This window comes from Collimonas sp., from assembly GCF_039923675.1.
GTDB lineage: Bacteria > Pseudomonadota > Gammaproteobacteria > Burkholderiales > Burkholderiaceae_D > Collimonas.
The window spans coordinates 19,987-37,971 of record NZ_JBDTCG010000001.1 but is presented as its reverse complement, the minus strand read 5'-3'; the positions used below and the strand labels follow the sequence as shown (position 1 = coordinate 37,971).

Here is a 17,985-nt window from a genome sequence, read left to right as displayed (position 1 = left end):
AACCATCACCATCGACGGCTTCAACCTGAGCGCACAGCAAGTGGTCGACGTCGCCCGCGCGCCGCATCTGCCGGTCACCCTGGCCGCTTCCTCCCGCGCCGCCCTGAAAGAAAGCCGCGACTACATCGAGTCGACCTGGATGCATGACGAAGCGCCGATGATGTACAGCTTCAACACCGGCGTCGGTCTGCTGAAAGACACCCGCATCAAGGTCGAGCACATCGAACTGTTCCAGACCCAGCTGATCAAGGCCCACTGCGCCGGCATCGGCGAGCCGTTCTCGGAAGAAGTCAGCCGCGCCACCATGCTGTTGCGCGCCAATGCGTTCGCCAGCAATTACTCAGCGCCGCGGGTCGAAGTAGTGGACCGTTTGCTGGCTTTCCTGAATGCAGGGATTCATCCGATCATGCCGCAAAAGGGGTCGGTCGGCGCGTCCGGCGACCTCGCGCCTTTGTCTTATCTGGCGGCGGCGATTGCCGGTTTCGATGAAGCCGAAGTGATGTACCAGGGCCAGCGCATGAGCGCGCCTGAGGCAATCACCAAATCCGGCGTCGGTCCGGTCAAGTTCGACCTCAAGGCCAAGGACGCATCGGCCCTGATCAATGGTTGCACCGCTTCGCTGGCAGTGGCTGTATTGGTGGCGCACGATTCGCGTAACCTGTTGAGCGATGCCTGTTTGTCACTGGGCCTGACCCTGGAAGCGATGCGCGCTGAAATGGCGGCCTTCGACCCCCGCATCCAGCAAGCCCGTCCGCATGCCGGCCAGATCAAGACTGCAGCGATCATCCGTAAGCTGTTGTCCGGCTCGACCCGCACCACGCACGAAGCACGCGCGGTGCAGTTTCCGGAAGAAAGCCGCCGTACCGACATCCCTTACAGCGCGCGTATCCAGGACGTGTATTCGCTGCGCTGCTCGCCGCAAGTCTACGGTCCGGTATTCGATGCGTTGGATTACATCGACAACATCGTCGACAAGGAAATCAATTCCGCCACCGATAATCCGCTGATATTCAGCAAAGAAGAAGCAGAAGGCGGCGGCTTCGAGATCATCTCCGGCGGTAACTTCCACGGCCAATACCTGGCGCAGGCGATGGATTTGCTGGCGATGGCGATCACCGACCTGGGCAGCATCTGCGAGCGCCGCATCGCCCGCCTGATCGATCCGACCCTGTCATGGGGCTTGCCACGCAACCTGATGAGCGGCGTGCGCGGCGTCAATACCGGCTATCCGGTGGTGCAATGTTCGATGAGTTCGCTGGTGATGGAAAACCGTACCTTGTGCATGCCGGGCAGCGTCGACAGCATCCCGGCCAAGGGCAACAGCGAAGACCACGTCTCCAACTCGACCTGGTGCGCGCGCAAGGCGGCCACCGTGGTGGCCAACACGCAGTACATCATCGGCGTCGAAATGCTGCTGGCGGCGCAAGCGTTGACCATGACCGAAGACTTGTTGCCGGGCTTTGTGCTGGGTGAAGGCACGCAGGCGGCCTACCAGGAAATCCGTCGTCAGATTCCGGCTTGCCTGGATGGCGACCGCTGGTTCCACAACGATATCGCCGTGGCGCAATCGTTTGTGGTCAGTGGTTCGGTGCGGGCGGCGGTGATCAAGAAGGTCGGCGAATTTGCTTGATCCGGTTTCCTGCGGGTAAAAAAAGAGCCACGCTATTTTGTAGCGTGGCTCTTTTTTATGCGGTAGGGTTATGCAAACTCAGTCCGACCAGAGTTTGCCGGCGGTAGCCCAGTTCTCCCGTTTCACTTCCTCGATGATAATGTCCACCGATTCCGGCCCGCAATCCAGCGTCTGGCAAGTGACTTCGGTGATGGCTTTGACGAAAGCGCGTTTTTGTTCCAGGCTGCGGCCTTCGAAAAGCTGCACGTTGAATGTCGGCATTTGAATCCTTTCTGTAAGTTCTATTGATCAGTGTTGGTAGCCGGCATCGATGGCATCCAGTTTGCGTAGCAGCGCCGGCCATTCCAGCAGGCCTTCCGGGCTGCCGTCGCCCAGCAGCTGGTCGCGCGTCTTGCGGCAGATTTCCTGCGAAGGCATGGTCAGGCGGCCGCCGCCTGAATGCATCTTGAGCTGTATTTCGCAAGCCTTGTCGAGCGTATCCATCAGCACATAGGCTTCGGCGATGGTGCGGCCGCAGACCAGGCTGCCATGATTACGCAACAGCATGGCCGGCAACTGGCCGAGCCGTTCGGTCATGCGGCTTTGTTCGGTGGTCGTGAGCGCCAGGCCTTCATAATCGTGATACGCAATCTGTTCATAAAAACGCAGCGCATGCTGCGAGACCGGCAGCAGGCCATCGGCCTGGATCCCGATCGCCACCGCATGTGTATTGTGCAGATGCATGACGCACATCGCATCCGGGCGCGCGGCATGGACCGCACCGTGGATCGCGAAGCCGCTGACATTGACCTGGTAAAGCGAGTCACCGACGATATGGCCGCGGGCGTCGATCTTGACCAGGTTGGATGCGCAGACTTCGTCGAAGCGATAGCCAAACGGGTTCAACAGGAAATGTCCCGGTTCCCCGGGAACCGAGGCTGAAATGTGGGTATAGATCAGGTCATCCCATTGCTTCAGTGCGCACAGACGGTAGCACGCCGCCAGGTCCTTGCGCACCTGCCATTCGGCGCTGCTGATGGAGGAAGGGAAAGCGTTCATGGAACTCCAGATGGTAAAACGCGCGCCGATCAGCTGAGTGATCGACGCGCATTGCGAGGGTGCGGCTGCGGTATCAGTTTATCCGAAGCTTGATATCGGACGCTTAGAAGCGATGACGGATACCCAGTGCGACGCTGCTGCCGACGGTCTGGTCGGTGATCTTGTCGTACATGTAGACCGCATACAGGTCGGTGCGCTTGGACAGATTGTAGTCATAGCCCAGCGATGCCGTATCGCGTTTCAGTGAGCCGCCCACAGCAGCGCCGTTACGCTTGGTGTCTGCCCATGAAGCCAGGACCGAGCCGTTGCCGAGCGGGATGCTGGTGCCGAGCTGGAAGGTCTTGTCCTTCAAGTCGATATCGTGCGAGGTCTGGTCGTAGGTGGCGAACAGCTTGGCGACCGTGAAGTCGTAAGTCGCGCCCAGGAACCAGTTCGACTGGCGCGCCGCCACCATGCCGCTTGGCAGCGGAATGTTGGTGGCCGGCTGGACGTTGTTCGGCGACAGTTCCAAAGGATTGTTGACCTGCACCCGTTGGTAGTAGGCGGTCAATGCCAGCGGACCATGGAAATACAAGACGTTGGCGCCGATATTGTTTTTACCGGTATTACCGGCGACTTCACCGAACTGGTAGTGGAAATTGGCTTTCAGGCCGGAGAAATCCGGCGTCGTATAGATGATCTCATTGCTCCAGCCGGTATCGCCCGCGACCGAATTGGTCCAGCCGGAAGCGTTGAACCAAGGCACGTCCATGTGCAGGATCAGCGGCGACAGCTTGAACGAATCGCCGAACGGGTTGAACAGGATCGACGGCAGGAAATTGGGTGCCAGGTCGCGGCCCAGGGAAACCGTACCGAAGCTGCCGACCAGGCCGACGTTGGCGTCGCGCGAGAACATTGTTTCGTTGCCGTCGAAGCGGCCGGTGGCGCCGGTGTTGGAGCGGAAGAACGAGGTCAGGTTGAACTTGGCCGAGAGTCCGCCGCCGAGGTCTTCTGTCCCTTTGAAACCGATCCACGAGGTGGTCATGCCGCCGCTGTCGACCACGCTGGTGCGCGCCGAGTCGCCGCTATACTTCAGCGAGCCGACATAAGTGTCGACCAGGCCGGTTACCTGGACCGACGTCTGGGCCATGGCAGGCAATGCAATCGTGGCGCCGATGGCCGCCAAGAATTGCAGTTTTCTTAATTTGTTTTTAGCTGGGTACATCCCTGTCTCCTGATTTTTATAAATGGGAAATAAAGTTTTGATTCTGTTCATTTGAAACAACGCACGTCTGCGTTTTAGCTACGATCCGTGGTACCGCCACGGCGGGTGGGAAAGCGCTTTACTGCGGTTTGTTGCATTAAGCGGAAAACGGGTGAGTAGCACGCCAATGGTTGGCGATATCGATGCGGCGCGCGACCCAGACCTGGCCGTGGGCTTGCACATAATCCAGGAAGCGCGCCAGCGCCGCAGCGCGTCCGGGACGGCCGACCAGACGGCAGTGCAGGCCGATCGACAGCATTTTCGGTTGGTTCAGGCCGTGCGGATCACCCTCGCGGTACAACACGTCGAAGGCGTCTTTCAGGTAATCGTAGAACTGGGTGCCGGAATTGAAGCCTTGCATGGCGGCGAAGCGCATGTCGTTGGTATCCAGGGTATACGGCACGATCAGTTGCGGCTGAACCTGGGCGGCGCCGTTGGCGTCCTTGAAGCCGACCGGTTCCCAGAACGGCAAGTCGTCGCCGTAGTGGTCGGCGTCGTAGCTGAAACCGCCGTGTTCCATGACCAGGCGGCGGGTGTTCGGCGAATCGCGGCCGGTATACCAGCCGAGCGGGGCGCTGCCGGTCAATTCCTTGATGACGCTGACAGCCTCGGCGATATGCGCGCGTTCGGTGGCTTCGTCGATATTCTGGTAGCTGATCCAGCGCAAGCCGTGGCAGGCAATTTCGTGGCCAAGTTCTTGAAAAGCAGCAGTCGCTTCCGGGTTGCGTTGTAGCGCGCGCGCAACACCGAACACGGTCAGCGGCAGCCGGCGCTCTTCAAACATGCGCAATAAACGCCAGACGCCGGCGCGCGAACCGTATTCGTAGAGCGACTCCATGCTCATGTGGCGGGCCGGAAAACTCTGCGCGCCAATGATTTCAGACAGAAAAGTCTCCGAGCCGGCGTCGCCGTCCAGTACGCAATTTTCGCTGCCTTCTTCGTAGTTAAGTACGAATTGCAGGGCGATCCGGGCCTTGTTCGGCCATTGCGGGTGGGGCGGATTGCGGCCATAGCCGGTCATGTCGCGCGGGTAGTGTGGATCGGTATTAATGGTCATTGCTTGGCCCGGAAATATTGGATTTGTCTGAATTATGTGCGCTGCAGCCATGATTAATATATGCCGGATAATATATTGACCTGCACCCTGCGGTATATCATTTGATCGATACTCGTTTTCAACTAATCGATATAGGGAATTGTCATGGGTAAATTAAGTACGCACGTTCTGGATATTACCCAGGGCAAGCCGGGCGTAGGTGTCAAAGTTGCACTATATACAGTCAGCGCCGCTGGCCGCAGCCTGTTAAAGAACGCCGTGACCAATCAGGACGGCCGGGTTGACGCACCGTTGCTGCAGGGTGAAGAGATGCAAGCCGGACAATACGAGCTGGTGTTTTCGGCCGGGGACTATTTCGCTGCGCAGGGAATCGACCTGCCGGCCCCGCGTTTTGTTGATAAAGTCACCTTGGCTTTTGGCATCGCCCATGCGGATCAGAACTACCATGTGCCGCTGGTGGTATCGCCGTGGTCGTATTCGACTTATCGCGGTAGCTGAATGGTTACCTAGCGCCAGGCTGTATTTGCCGAACCGGTCTGTTCAGGTTGGTAGCGCCGGCGCCGTCACAGAGGTAAATATGCCAATTGGGCGGTCGCCACTCAAAGCGCATCCCCCATTTGGCCACCTCGTCCTGTATCGTCAAATAACCACATCCGCAAGATCAATCCGCCCTCCCCATAAGCTTTGTGCTAAACTGTGTCTCAACATTTTTTGATAAATAGCGAGACCGGTTGCCGTAGTGTCATAGCAACGCGCCGCACCGCCTAGGTCAAAATCTAAGGAACGAGCGGTGCGCCAGAAATGTTGCCGTCTTATTCAAGTCTTATTGTCCCCGCCCTCATTAATCCTCCTCTAACGGGCGCTGGACAGCAGTATCAACAGCTTTTTCTTTGACCGGGCATCAGGCACATTCATGATGCTTGCCGTTGAACATAAGCTCTGCGAAATTTTTTTATAAAATTTAAATAAACTACGTCGTACATGAATATTATTGAGGCCAAGAAAGTCCTCGAAACTGCATTGCTCTGTGCCCACGAGCCGCTGTCGCTTAACGACTTGAAAAAGCTGTATGTGCGCAATGGCGAAGACATCGGTGACGATGAGGGCGAAATCAATGCAGATACGATCAGGTCCATGCTGGAGGAATTGCGTACGGATTGGTCGGACAAGGGCATCGAAGTCGTCGCCCTGTCGACTGGATGGCGCTTTCAGAGCCGCCCGGAGATGAAAATCTACCTGGAGCGCCTGAACCCGGAAAAGCCGCCGAGATATTCGCGTGCAACCATGGAAACCTTGGCGATTATTGCCTACCGACAACCAGTAACCCGCGGCGACATCGAGGAAATCCGTGGCGTCACAGTCAATTCGCAGACCGTGAAAATGCTGGAAGAGCGTGGCTGGATCGAGGCCATCGGCCATCGCGATGTACCAGGCCGGCCGGCATTGTTTGCCACCGCCAGACAGTTCCTGGATGATCTCGGCCTGACGTCGCTGGACCAGTTGCCGCCGTTGCAGCAAGTTGCCAGAAATGACATGCAGGAAGGCAATCTGCTTGAATTGCAGGCATTGGAAGCGGATCTGGAAGCCAGTATGGAGGCCCGCGCGGCGCTGGATGCCGCTGCGGCGAAAGAAGCAAGCGACGAACAACAGCAATCCGAGATGGCTGAGCTGGATGTGCAGGATCAACCAGAGCACATTGCAGCCGGCACTTCTGCGGATGCGGAACAGATTGCAGAACCAGTGACTGAGGACGAAGACGGTATTGATGCAGATATCGATGCGTCGGAAGTCATGACGGAAAATGCAGCGGAAGTGGATGAGGAAGCAATTCAGCCGCAGGAAACAACCGTTGCATCGAATGAAACCCACACCAACGACCAAGCGCCCGAATCGGCTGATGAAGCCACGCCAGGTCGGCATAACCAACACCTGAATAATGAACCCACCTAGTTCCAATGATGCACCGGTCGTCGACGTGACAGCCACCACCGAATCGAAGCCTGCTAAAAAGCCGAGAGCGCGCAAGGTTGCGGTTGATGCTGCCGTTGCGGCCCCGGCTGCTGTAGAAGCTTCTTCCGCGGATGTTGCCGAGCCGGCCAAGCGTGCTCCACGCGCGCCACGCAAGAAAGCCGTAGCTGTTGTGGCAGCCGATGAGAGCAGCGTTGCAGCAGTGGCGCCGGTCGCGGCGGACGTTGTAGCGCCGGTCAAGCCGAAAGCTGCGCCACGCAAGAAGGCGCCGGCTGTCGTGGCCGAACCGGCCGTCAGCATCGAGGTGGTTGCGCAGGCGGCACCATTCGTGAATGTGGTGGGTGATGACACAACGCCGCGTGAGCGGCCTGCCAAGCGTGGCGTCCGTGGTCCGCGCGCTTTGCGCAGCAATCGCGCCGCCCAGCGTGCGCAAGAGTCGTCGGCTGTTGCGGATTCCGCGCCCGAGACTGGCAACCTGGCGGTAGTTGAAGGCCAGCCGGTCGTGTCGCAAAATGCAGATAACGTCACTGGTGAAGCGCGTCAGCCACGTGGCGACCGTAACAATGGCCGTAACGGCGAACGCGGCGCTGATCGCAATTCGCGCGACCGCCAGCAAAAAGGCAAGAAGCCGCAAGCACAGAGCGGCAAGCCGGGCCAGCAAGGTCCGCGCGCCGGCAAGCCGGGTTCGCGCGGCGGCGACGCCGACGAAGTCTTCTCGTTTGTTACCTCCGAGTCGTTCGATACGCTGGTGACTACGGAAGACGCAAACGACCGTCGCCAGGCTGCGCAAAAGAATGTCCGGCGTGACCTGACCGCCGAAGATGACGCACCTAAGCTGCACAAGGTGTTGGCAGAAGTCGGCCTGGGTTCGCGGCGCGACATGGAAGAGCTGATTATCGCCGGCCGGGTTTCGGTCAACAGCGAACCCGCCCATATCGGCCAGCGCATTCTGCCAACCGACCAGATTCGCATCAACGGTAAGCTGTTGCAGCGCAAAGTCAGCAAGCGTCCGCCACGTGTGCTGGTATATCACAAGCCGGCTGGCGAAATCGTCAGTCACAACGATCCGGACGGCCGTCCATCGGTGTTCGATCGTTTGCCTAACATGAAGGCGGCCAAATGGCTGGCTGTCGGACGTCTGGACTTTAATACCGAAGGTTTGCTGTTGTTTACCACTTCGGGTGACCTGGCTAACCGTCTGATGCATCCGCGCTACGGCATCGACCGCGAATACGCGGTGCGTACCCTGGGTGAGCTGGAGCAGGGCATGCGCCAGAAATTGCTGGCCGGCGTCGAGCTGGAAGACGGCGTTGCACAATTTACCAAAATTGCCGACGGCGGCGGCGAAGGCATCAACAAATGGTATCGCGTGGTGATCGGCGAAGGCCGTAACCGCGAAGTGCGTCGCATGTTTGAAGCGATCGGCCTGACCGTATCGCGTCTGATCCGTACCCGTTACGGCGCGATGACCTTGCCGCGCGGCCTCAAGCGCGGCCGCTGGGAAGAGCTGGAAGAGAATGCGGTGCGCGACATGATGACCGCGCATGGTCTGGACAAACCTGCCGGCCAGAGCGGCGGCGGCAGCGGCGGCAAGGCCCGCCCCGATTTCAACAAGGACCGCCAGCCTAACGGCAATCGCGCGGATAGTGCGCCGCAAGGTCCTGCCGGTTATCGCGATCAAGGCGGATTCGGCCAGTCGCGCGGCAATCAAGGGCGCGGCCCTGGTAGCGGCCAAGGCCGTCCGCAAGGCGGGGGTAACTCTGGCAATGCAGGTAATGGCGGTCAGCCGCGCAGCCGGCAGCCGGATCCGTTGCAAACCGCGTTGGGCTTTCCGGATGCCGGGCAGCGACGCAATGGCGGCGGCAGCGGCTTTGCCCGTCCTGCACGTCCGAACAAGACAGCCGGCGGACAAACCGGCGGCGGACATTTCGGCGCACAAGGCGTTCCGCGTCGCCGTCCGCGTGGTTAATTGATGTGGTTGTCCGGAGCGGTGTTTTACCGCTCCGGATGAACTGAAAAGAAGTGGCTGGAAATGTTGCAATTATGATCAATTCACGGTCTTCTGGCGGGTGATTGTCAATAAATGCAAACTTCTCGCATTGCGGTACATAGCTCAATCGTTTATAATTTACAAGTTAACAGAAGTCACTAACGAGAAAAAGCGGACAAAATGCGAGGATTGATTCGCAACCGCTCTCGTGAAACTGCTTGAAATGACAAACGATAAGAAGATGGGCAGATGCCCATTTTTTTTTTGCTTTTCGTTTTTTGCGGTTTTTTTACGTTGTACTTGCCATTTTGCATACTCGGGTTGCGTATCTTGTGCATCGCTACGTTTCAGGGTTGCGTAAAAAATCAGGCCTATAGCTATATTTTATTAGGGAGTTGCTTTGCAGTTGCTGAAGCTAATTGAAACAACCGTGGTTGGCATGGACTACGAGCTGGTCGAGCTGGAAATCGCCGCACGTGGTCTGCTGCGCGTTTTCATCGACCTGACGCCGGAAAATGCCGGCGAAGGCGGCCAGATCACGGTAGAAGATTGCGAAAAAGTGACGCATCAACTGTTGCACGTGCTGACTGTGGAAAACGTCGTGTACGAGCGGCTGGAAGTATCGTCGCCAGGCCTGGACCGGCCGCTGAAGAAACTGGCTGACTATGTGCGCTTTGCCGGCAAGGAAGCCATTGTGAAATTGCGCGTGGCGATGCCCGGCGCAGCACATCGCAAGTCGTTTCAAGGCGTCCTGGGTGAACCGGACGGCGAGAATTTGACAATCGAATTTGAAACAAAAGATGGGTCGGCGGTGTTGGATTTCACGCTCGCTGACGTAGACAAGGCACACTTGGTGCCGCAAGTGGATTTTAGGAGTCGCAAAGCATGAGTCGCGAAATTTTATTGTTGGTCGATGCGCTCGCGCATGAAAAAAACGTCGATCGAGATGTAGTGTTCGGTGCGCTCGAACATGCACTTGGACAGGCAACCAAGAAACGCTATGAAGGTGACGTCGATATTCGCGTCACGATTGACCGTGAAACCGGTGAATTCGAATCCTTCCGTCGCTGGCACGTAGTGCCGGACGAAGCGGGCCTGCAACTGCCGGACCAGGAAATCCTGCTGTTCGAAGCCAAGGAACAGATTGACGACGTCGAAGTCGACGACCACATCGAAGAGCCGATTGAATCGGTCGACTTCGGTCGCCGCTTTGCGCAAGACACCAAGCAAGTCGTGCTGCAACGGATCCGTGACGCCGAACGCGAACAGATCCTGGCCGACTTCCTTGAACGCGGCGATTCGCTGGTCACCGGCACCATCAAACGGATGGAACGCGGCGATGCAATCGTTGAGTCGGGCAAGATCGAAGCGCGTTTGCCGCGCGACCAGACGATTCCTAAGGAAAACCTGCGTATCGGCGACCGTGTCCGCGCCTTCATCCTGCGTGTCGACCGCAATGCACGCGGCCCGCAAGTGATTTTGTCGCGTACCGCGCCGGAATTCATCATGAAGCTGTTCGAACTGGAAGTGCCGGAAATCGAACAAGGCTCGCTGGAAATCAAGTCGGCTGCACGCGACCCTGGCGTACGCGCCAAGATTGCTGTGTTTACCGCAGACAAGCGCATCGATCCTATCGGTACTTGCGTCGGCATGCGTGGTTCACGTGTGCAGGCCGTGACCGGCGAACTGGGCGGCGAACGTGTCGATATCGTGCTGTGGTCGGAAGATCCGGCGCAATTCGTCATCGGCGCCCTGGCTCCTGCGAACGTATCTTCGATCATGGTTGATGAAGAAAAGCACGCAATGGATGTCGTGGTGGACGAAGAAAACCTGGCTATCGCCATCGGCCGCGGCGGTCAGAACGTACGCCTGGCGGCAGAATTGACCGGCTGGCAGATCAACATCATGACAGCGGAAGAATCGGCCGATAAGTCGGCAGTGGAAACCGCTGCGATCCGTACCCTGTTCATGGAAAAGCTGGACGTCGACCAGGAAGTCGCCGACATCCTGGTGGAAGAAGGTTTCGCCAGCCTGGAAGAAATCGCCTACGTGCCGATTACTGAAATGCTGGAGATCGATTCGTTTGACGAAGACACCGTCAACGAGCTGCGCAACCGGGCGCGGGATGCACTGGTAACCGAAGCGATTGCCTCGGAAGAAGGACTGGAAGGCATGGAAGATGCCCTGGTCAACTTCGAAGGCATGGACCGGGTTACCGCCGGCAAGCTGGGTTTGGCGGGAGTCAAGACATTGGCTGCGTTCGCCGCCCTGGCGTATGACGAATTTGGCGCGATCCTGGCTTTATCAGCCGACCGTGCGCGTCATTTGATTGATGAAGAGTTTAAAGATGTGACCGACGATGAGATGAAACTCATCGATGCCAAGTACGATGATCATGCCAAGGCCCTGCAAGCCAAGGCATGGAATACAGCGGAAGCCAAGTGATCGAGTGATCCGAGAGGTTCCGTATCGTCTGCCGCGCCACATAGAAAAAGAGGACTGAATGGCGAGTAACAATGTAGCCCAATTTGCCACCGAGCTGAAAATGCCAGCGGATTTACTGCTGACACAACTGCAATCGGCTGGCGTCCAGAAAAATTCGACTGACGACGCCTTGTCGAAAGAAGACAAGGATCGCCTGCTGGAACACCTGCGCCGTTCGCACGGTGCGGTGCCTGATAGCGAAAAGAAGAAAATCACGCTGACCCGCAAGGAAACCACCGAGATCAAGCAGGCTGACGCCACCGGCAAGTCGCGCACGATCCAGGTTGAAGTGCGCAAGAAGCGGACTTTCGTCAAGCGTGACGAACCGGTTGCCGAAGTAGCGGCAGCACCGGCTGCGCCTGCCGCACCGGTGATCGACGAAGCTGAACAAGCTCGCCGGATCGAAGAAACACGCCGTCAAGCTGAATTGATTGCTCGCCAGGAAGCGGAATTGGTCGAGAAGCAAGAGCGTCTGGCCAAGTTGGAAGCGGAGAAGGAAGCGCAAGCCAAGGCTGCGCAAAAAGCTGAAAACGACGCCAAGAAAGCTGAGCTGGAAGCCAAAAAGGCCGCTGCCGAAGCACCGGCGCCGGTCGCTGCGGCGCCTGGTACGGTTGCTCCGGTCAAGCAGGAAGATCCTGCCGCTGAAGAAAAGAAACGTCTGGCTAGCGAAGAAGCCAAGCAGAAAGTCGCGCAAGCCGCCAAGGAAGCTGCCGAGAAATCGGCCGCCACTGAACGCGCTCGCAAGGCTGTGCAAGATGAAGTTGCGCAAATCAAGGCGATGATGAATGCGCCGCGCAGAGTCATCAAGGCGCCTGAACCGGTTGCTCCTGTAGCAGCGCCGGCCAAGACCGCCGAAGGCACCTTGCACAAGCCGGCAGACAAGAAGCCGGGCGAGAAGAAAGACGACAAGAAAGTGGTGGTCGACAAGAAATCGATCAAGTCCGCCAACGTCTCTTCGACCTGGCAAGACGACGCCGCTAAAAAACGCGGTCTCGGCATCAAGACCCGCGGCAATACCGGCGGTGGCCGTGACGGCTGGCGTGGTGGTCCGAAGGGTCGCCGTGGCTCGCATAACGACGATCACGAAAGTAATTTCCAGGCGCCGACAGAAGCGGTCATCAAGGATATCTATATCCCTGAAACCATTACCGTCGCCGAACTGGCGCACAAGATGTCGGTCAAGGCTTCCGAAGTCATCAAGCATTTGATGAAACTGGGCCAGATGGTCACCATCAACCAGGTGCTGGACCAGGAAACTTCGATGATTCTGGTCGAAGAAATGGGCCACACCGCGCATGCCGCCAAGCTGGACGATCCGGAAGCACTGCTGATCGACGGTGAAGAACATACCGACGCTGAATTGTTGCCGCGTGCACCGGTGGTGACTGTCATGGGTCACGTCGACCATGGTAAGACCTCGCTGCTGGATTACATCCGTCGCGCCAAGGTAGCTTCAGGTGAAGCCGGCGGTATTACCCAGCACATCGGTGCTTATCACGTGGAAACGCCGCGTGGCATGATCACCTTCCTCGACACCCCGGGCCATGAAGCGTTTACCGCTATGCGTGCCCGTGGCGCCAAGGCGACCGACATCGTGATTCTGGTGGTGGCAGCCGACGACGGCGTGATGCCGCAAACCAAGGAAGCGATCGCCCATGCGAAAGCAGCCGGCGTACCGCTGGTGGTGGCGATCAACAAGATCGACAAACCGGGCAGCAACCTGGATCGCGTCAAGCAAGAACTGATCGCGGAACAAGTGGTGCCGGAAGAATACGGTGGCGAATCGCCATTCGTGCCGGTATCGGCCAAGACCGGCGAAGGCATTGATAACTTGCTGGAGCAAGTGCTGTTGCAAGCTGAAGTGCTCGAGCTGAAGGCCGCTGTGGCATCGCCGGCCCGTGGCCTGGTGGTGGAGGCGCGACTCGACAAGGGGCGTGGTCCGGTTGCAACGATTCTGGTCCAGTCCGGCACCTTGAAGCGCGGCGATGTCGTGCTGGCTGGTTCGGCTTATGGCCGTGTCCGTGCGATGCTGGATGAAAACGGCAAGTCGATTACCGAAGCCGGTCCATCGATTCCGGTCGAAATCCAGGGTCTGACAGAAGTGCCGGTAGCTGGCGAAGAAGTCATGGTCATGGCTGACGAGCGCAAGGCGCGCGAAATCGGTCAGTTCCGTCAAGGTAAGTACCGTGACGTCAAGCTGGCCAAGCAGCAAGCCGCGAAGCTGGAAAACATGTTCGACCAGATGGCCGAAGGCGAGGTCAAGAACCTGCCGATGATCATCAAGACCGACGTGCAAGGTTCGCAAGAAGCGTTGGTACAGTCGTTGCAGAAGCTGTCGACCAGCGAAGTCCGGGTTCAAGTGGTGCACGCCGGCGTCGGCGGCATCAGCGAGTCGGACGTCAACTTGGCAGTCGCTTCCAAGGCCGTCATCATCGGCTTCAACGCTCGCGCCGATGCCTCGGCACGCAAGCTGGCGGAAGCCAACGGCGTCGATATCCGTTACTACAACATCATTTATGATGCCGTGGACGAGATCAAGGCAGCGATGTCCGGCATGTTGTCGCCTGAGAAACGCGAACAGAACCTGGGTCTGGTCGAAATCCGCCAGGTCCTGCTGGTCAGCAAAGTCGGCGCGATTGCCGGTTGCTACGTGCTCGAAGGTTTGGTCAAGCGTGGCGCTTCTGTCCGTCTGCTGCGCGACAACGTCGTGTTGTGGACCGGTGAGCTGGATTCGCTGAAACGCTTCAAGGATGACGTCAAGGAAGTCCGTTCCGGCTTCGAATGCGGTCTGACCCTGAAGAACTTCAACGACATCAAAGAAGGCGATCACCTCGAAATCTTTGAAGTCGAAGAAATCGCGCGTACTCTGTAATATTAAAAGCACACGCACGGTAATAAAGTGCGTAGGGCGGGAAAATCGGGCCTACAAGCCCGATTTTCATTTGGCGGCAAGTTGTGTAATGAAGTCGTTGCTAGTTAAATTGTGAAAGATATAGCGCCTGACAGCGCCGAATAAAAGTATGGCTAAACATAGTAAATCCATCCCCGGCCGCGGCCTGCGCGTTGCAGACCAGATCCAGAAGGACTTGTCCGAGATTATCGTGTTCGAGTTGAAAGACCCGCGGGTCGGCATGATCACGATCACCGAAGTGCAGGTCACGCCGGATTACGCCCATGCCAAGGTGTTTTTCACAATGCTGAACGACGACCTGGAAGCGATTGCGAATACCGTCAAAGGGCTGACCCAGGCTGCCGGCTTCCTACGGGGACAACTGGGCCGCCGTCTGTCCATCCACACCTTGCCTGCCTTGCATTTTATCCATGACAACTCGACCGCCCGCGGCGTCGAGATGTCGCGCCTGATCGACCTGGCGAATGCGACGCGCTCCAAGGATGACGGCCAGGAGTAAGTGCAAGCCTGACCGCAGTTCTTGTTGCTGGATTGATGCGGCTTGCTGGTGACGGCAGGCCGTTTCCGTTTTATTCACCTTTCTGTATTTGCTTCTATGGCATCACGCCCACCTAAAAGAATCCGTGTCCCGCTCAATGGCGTCTTGCTGTTGGATAAACCTGTCGGCTTTTCCAGCAATGACGCGCTGATCAAGGCAAAAGGCTTGCTGAACGCGCAAAAGGCCGGCCACACCGGCACCCTCGATCCGTTTGCCACCGGTGTGCTGCCGCTGTGTTTCGGTGAAGCCACCAAGTTTGCCCAGGATTTGCTGGATGCCGACAAGACTTACGAAACCTTGATCCATCTGGGAGTGAGTACTACCACCGGCGACACCGAAGGCGAGATCCTGGAACGCAAGGAGGTCGATGTCAGCCGCGAACAGATCGATGCGGCGCTGGTGCAGTTCCGTGGTCCGATCAAGCAGGTGCCGCCGATGTACTCAGCCCTCAAGCGCGACGGCAAGCCGTTATATGAATACGCCCGTGCCGGCATCACCCTGGAGCGCGAAGCGCGCGATGTAACCATTCACTCACTCGAATTTCTGGATTACCAGGCGCCGTTCCTGCGGTTGCACGTCAGCTGCAGCAAAGGCACTTACATCCGCGTGCTGGGCGAAGATATCGGCGCCGCGCTGGGATGCGGTGCGCATTTGAAAGAGTTGCGACGGACCCAGGTCGGACATTTGACGCTGGACGGTTGCGTTACCCTCGAGCAGCTGAGCGGCACCGAGCCGACTGAACGCAGCGCCTTGCTGGCGCCGGTGGATAGCTTGCTACTGACCTTCCCGGAAGTAGTACTCACCGATTCGCTGGCAAAGCGTTTTTTGCAAGGCCAGCGCTTGACTCTGGTGAAAGAAGGCGTAGCGTTGCCGGTAGAAGGCGGACGGGTGCGGGTTTACCTGCAGCCTGCCGATGCTGTATCCGTGCGCCAACTGCTGGGAACCGCGCAGTTGCATGAATACGGCGTTCTGGCGCCGGAACGCCTGATTGCCACCGCGCAGCTTGTCTAAATATCATCTGAGCAGTATTTGTGCTGCATTTGAGACAGCAACTCGTTGAAATTACAAGGCTTTTCATAAAGTAGTGCAGCGCGTCATGCTATAATGCGCGGCCTCCCAAATTCCGCTACATCTGCCTTGCTTCCGTGCAGTGCCTTAGCGTGCATGTTTGGCCGCATATGTAGTAATAAAAATTCGGCTATAAGTATTCAGCAATAAATTTTCTGCGCAATCGTTACCTGCGCACTTACTAAGTTCTTCAATCTCCAAACTGACCATGTCAAACACACCTCGCGCCATCCGCAACATTGCCATCATTGCCCACGTTGACCACGGCAAGACCACTCTGGTTGACCAATTGCTGCGTCAATCCGGCACCTTCCGTGACAACCAGCACGTCGATGCACGCGTGATGGATTCGAACGATATTGAAAAAGAACGCGGCATCACGATTCTGTCGAAGAATTGCGCAGTCGAATACAAGGGCACGCATATCAACATCGTTGATACCCCGGGTCACGCCGACTTCGGCGGCGAAGTCGAGCGCGTACTGTCGATGGTCGATAGCGTTTTGCTGCTGGTCGATGCGCAAGAAGGTCCTATGCCGCAAACGCGTTTCGTGACGCGCAAGGCACTGGCGCTGGGTCTGAAGCCTATCGTCGTGGTCAACAAGGTCGACCGCGAAAACGCCGATCCGCAAAAGGCTGTGAACGCCACTTTCGAACTGTTCGATAAACTCGGCGCAACCGATGAACAGCTGGATTTCCCGATCATCTATGCATCGGGCTTCAAAGGCTATGCAGGTCTGGAAGACACCGTCCGCGACGGCAACATGGAACCCTTGTTCGACGCTATCCTGAAGCACGTTCCTGCGCGTGAAGATGATCCAAACGGCCCGCTGCAACTGCAAATCACTTCGCTGGAATACTCTTCCTACGTCGGCAAGATCGGCGTCGGCCGTATCCTGCGCGGTCGCATCAAAGGCCTGCAAGACGTGGTCTGGATGAATGGTCCTGACGACAAGCCAACCAAGGCGCGCATCAACCAGGTGCTGACTTTCCGCGGCCTGGACCGCGTGCTGGCAGAAGAAGCGCTGGCTGGCGACATCGTGCTGATCAACGGTATCGAAGAAATCAGCATCGGCTCCACCATCTGCGCCCCGGATCATCCGGAAGGCTTGCCGATGTTGAAGGTCGATGAACCGACTCTGACCATGAACTTCATGGTGAACAACTCGCCACTGGCCGGCCGCGAAGGCAAGTTCGTGACCACCCGTCAGATCAAGGAGCGTCTGGACCGCGAACTGAAAGCCAACATGGCGTTGCGCGTAGTACAAGCTGAAGGCGACGATTCGACCTACGAAGTGTCGGGTCGCGGCGAGTTGCATCTGACCATCCTGATCGAAAACATGCGTCGCGAAGGCTACGAGCTGGCTGTATCGCGTCCGCGCGTGGTGTTCAAGATGGTGGACGGCGTGCGCCACGAGCCGTACGAAAACCTGACCGTTGACGTCGAAGAAGCCAACCAGGGTGGCGTCATGGAAGAATTGGGTCGTCGTCGTGGCGATCTGCAGAACATGGAACCGGATGGCAAGGGACGTGTGCGTCTCGAGTACCGCATGCCAGCACGCGGCCTGATCGGTTTCCAGGGCGAATTCATGACCCTGACCCGCGGCACCGGCCTGATGAGCCACGTGTTTGACGAATACGCACCGGTCGACAACACCCGGGGTGAACTCGGTGGCCGTCGCAACGGCGTGCTGATCTCGCAAGATGACGGCGCAGCAGTTGCCTACGCTATCTGGAAACTGCAAGATCGCGGCCGTATGTTCGTCAGCCACAATGACCCTGTCTACGAAGGCATGATCATCGGTATTCACTCGCGTGAAAACGACTTGGTGGTTAACCCGATCAAGGGCAAGCAGCTGACCAACGTCCGTTCTTCCGGTACCGACGAAGCGGTGCGCCTGGTGCCGCCGATCGAAATGTCGCTGGAATATGCCGTTGAATTCATCGACGACGACGAACTGGTTGAAGTTACGCCTAAGAGCATCCGTCTGCGTAAGCGTTACCTGAAGGAACATGAGCGTAAAAAGGCTTCGCGCGACGCGTAAGCAATAGCGTGAAT

At 57.6% G+C, this 17,985-nt stretch carries 14 protein-coding genes; 10 read left to right on the top strand and 4 right to left on the bottom strand.

Annotated elements, in window-relative coordinates; all coding sequences use genetic code 11:
* The coding region (locus ABI171_RS00175) for an aromatic amino acid ammonia-lyase (protein WP_348090601.1) at positions 1-1,630 on the top strand (1,630 nt) is incomplete at its 5' end.
* A gap of 78 nt (positions 1,631-1,708) precedes the next feature.
* Here ABI171_RS00175 and ABI171_RS00170 read toward each other — a convergent pair.
* From ABI171_RS00170 to puuE, 4 genes are all read right to left on the bottom strand, one after another.
* Complete coding sequence (locus tag ABI171_RS00170) at positions 1,709-1,891, bottom strand: 4-oxalocrotonate tautomerase (RefSeq protein ID WP_348090600.1); 183 nt, start codon at positions 1,889-1,891, stop codon at positions 1,709-1,711.
* A gap of 27 nt (positions 1,892-1,918) precedes the next feature.
* Positions 1,919-2,668 carry a class II aldolase/adducin family protein gene (locus ABI171_RS00165; protein WP_348090599.1) on the bottom strand — a complete coding sequence of 250 codons (750 nt, stop codon included), beginning with the start codon at positions 2,666-2,668 and terminating at the stop codon, positions 1,919-1,921.
* Positions 2,669-2,771: 103 nt separating this feature from the next.
* Complete coding sequence (locus ABI171_RS00160; protein ID WP_348090598.1) at positions 2,772-3,872, bottom strand: porin; 1,101 nt, start codon at positions 3,870-3,872, stop codon at positions 2,772-2,774.
* Positions 3,873-4,008: 136 nt separating this feature from the next.
* The gene (puuE, locus tag ABI171_RS00155) at positions 4,009-4,968 is read right to left on the bottom strand and encodes an allantoinase PuuE (RefSeq protein WP_348090597.1); all 960 of its coding nucleotides are present in this window, start codon (positions 4,966-4,968) and stop codon (positions 4,009-4,011) included.
* A gap of 144 nt (positions 4,969-5,112) precedes the next feature.
* On the opposite strand from puuE, the gene uraH reads away from it, so the two are divergent.
* The 9 genes from uraH (at position 5,113) to typA (ending at position 17,971) form a co-directional block, all read left to right on the top strand.
* Positions 5,113-5,466 (top strand): hydroxyisourate hydrolase, encoded by a 354-nt coding sequence (uraH, locus tag ABI171_RS00150; RefSeq protein ID WP_348090596.1) that lies wholly within the window; start codon positions 5,113-5,115, stop codon positions 5,464-5,466.
* Between the two features lie 483 nt (positions 5,467-5,949).
* A complete protein-coding gene (gene scpB / locus ABI171_RS00145) occupies positions 5,950-6,918 on the top strand; it encodes an SMC-Scp complex subunit ScpB (protein ID WP_348090595.1) in 969 nt (322 codons plus the stop codon).
* Positions 6,905-8,905: a 23S rRNA pseudouridine(2605) synthase RluB gene (rluB, locus tag ABI171_RS00140; protein WP_348090594.1), complete on the top strand. Its 2,001-nt coding sequence runs from the start codon at positions 6,905-6,907 to the stop codon at positions 8,903-8,905. Before scpB ends, rluB begins: the two co-directional genes overlap by 14 nt.
* 421 nt (positions 8,906-9,326) lie before the next feature.
* Positions 9,327-9,815, top strand: coding sequence for a ribosome maturation factor RimP (rimP, locus tag ABI171_RS00135; protein WP_348090593.1), 489 nt, complete (start codon positions 9,327-9,329; stop codon positions 9,813-9,815).
* On the top strand, positions 9,812-11,371 hold the full coding sequence (gene nusA, locus ABI171_RS00130) for a transcription termination factor NusA (RefSeq protein ID WP_348090592.1): 1,560 nt from the start codon (positions 9,812-9,814) through the stop codon (positions 11,369-11,371). The genes rimP and nusA overlap by 4 nt, the downstream gene beginning before the upstream one ends.
* A gap of 58 nt (positions 11,372-11,429) precedes the next feature.
* Positions 11,430-14,282 carry a translation initiation factor IF-2 gene (gene infB / locus ABI171_RS00125; protein ID WP_348090591.1) on the top strand — a complete coding sequence of 951 codons (2,853 nt, stop codon included), beginning with the start codon at positions 11,430-11,432 and terminating at the stop codon, positions 14,280-14,282.
* Between the two features lie 148 nt (positions 14,283-14,430).
* Entirely contained in the window at positions 14,431-14,820 is a 390-nt protein-coding gene (gene rbfA / locus ABI171_RS00120; RefSeq protein WP_348090590.1) for a 30S ribosome-binding factor RbfA, read from the top strand.
* A 96-nt stretch (positions 14,821-14,916) separates the two neighbouring features.
* A complete protein-coding gene (truB, locus tag ABI171_RS00115) occupies positions 14,917-15,870 on the top strand; it encodes a tRNA pseudouridine(55) synthase TruB (RefSeq protein WP_348090589.1) in 954 nt (317 codons plus the stop codon).
* A gap of 265 nt (positions 15,871-16,135) precedes the next feature.
* Positions 16,136-17,971 carry a translational GTPase TypA gene (gene typA / locus ABI171_RS00110; RefSeq protein ID WP_348090588.1) on the top strand — a complete coding sequence of 612 codons (1,836 nt, stop codon included), beginning with the start codon at positions 16,136-16,138 and terminating at the stop codon, positions 17,969-17,971.
* Positions 17,972-17,985: the final 14 nt, after the last annotated feature.